Raw genomic sequence first — 820 nt, 5'->3', positions numbered from 1 at the left:
CGGCCAAAGAGGCAGAATTCGATCGTGCGTTTGACTTGCTGCGGAATTTGATCGATCTCCAAGAGGCCGATCAGATGTTCGAGCAACGTGCCCATACCGTCTACACCGCAAGCGTCGTTCTGTGGATGCTCGTGTTTCAAAGGCTTCGGCCGGATGCTTCGTTGGAGAATGCGGTCAAACATCTGATCGAAACATGTCCCGAATATCTCCCCGAGAACAAACGGCTTCGCGAGGATAAGCTTTCGACCAATTCCAGCTCGTACAGCGTGGCACGGTCTCGGCTCCCACTGGAGGTCGTCCACTGGTTTGCCGACGAGGTGTCCAACGGAATCATCGCGACAACCGAGCCAACCTTTGATGACCGTCGCGTCTTTATGATCGATGGGACCACACTGTCGCTGGCACCGGAGAAGGAACTTCAGGTCGCATTCCCCCCGGCATCGAATCAGCACGGGCAAGGCGTTTGGCCGATCGCACTACTGACGGTCTTTCATGAGCTTTCCAGCGGCTGTGCATTGCTTCCGGAAATCGGCCCGATGTACGGAGAGAACGCGGTTTCGGAGACCCGGTTAGCCTGCAATGGTCTAGAAAAGCTGCCTTCGCGTTCGATCGTGATGGGCGACAAAGGGTTCAGTATCTTCGGCGTGGCCTACGCCGCGAACCGCCACGGGCATGACTTTCTTTTCCGCATGAAGCGATCGAATTTCCAATCAATGCGGAAGAAAGCCGAACGGGTCTCTCAAAGCAAACACCACAAAACGTATCGCTACGACTGGACACCGACGAAAAAGAACCGCCAGACGCATCCGGAACTTCCGGC

At 55.6% G+C, this 820-nt stretch carries 1 pseudogene; it reads left to right on the top strand.

The features are described 5' to 3' along the window. Positions 1-820, top strand: a pseudogene (locus tag FYK55_RS28745) (IS4 family transposase); the annotation flags it as partial.

The sequence above is a fragment of the Roseiconus nitratireducens genome (assembly GCF_008629675.1).
GTDB lineage: Bacteria > Planctomycetota > Planctomycetia > Pirellulales > Pirellulaceae > Stieleria > Stieleria nitratireducens.
Note: the sequence above shows the minus strand (reverse complement) of the source record. Positions and strands in the feature narration are given on the sequence as shown.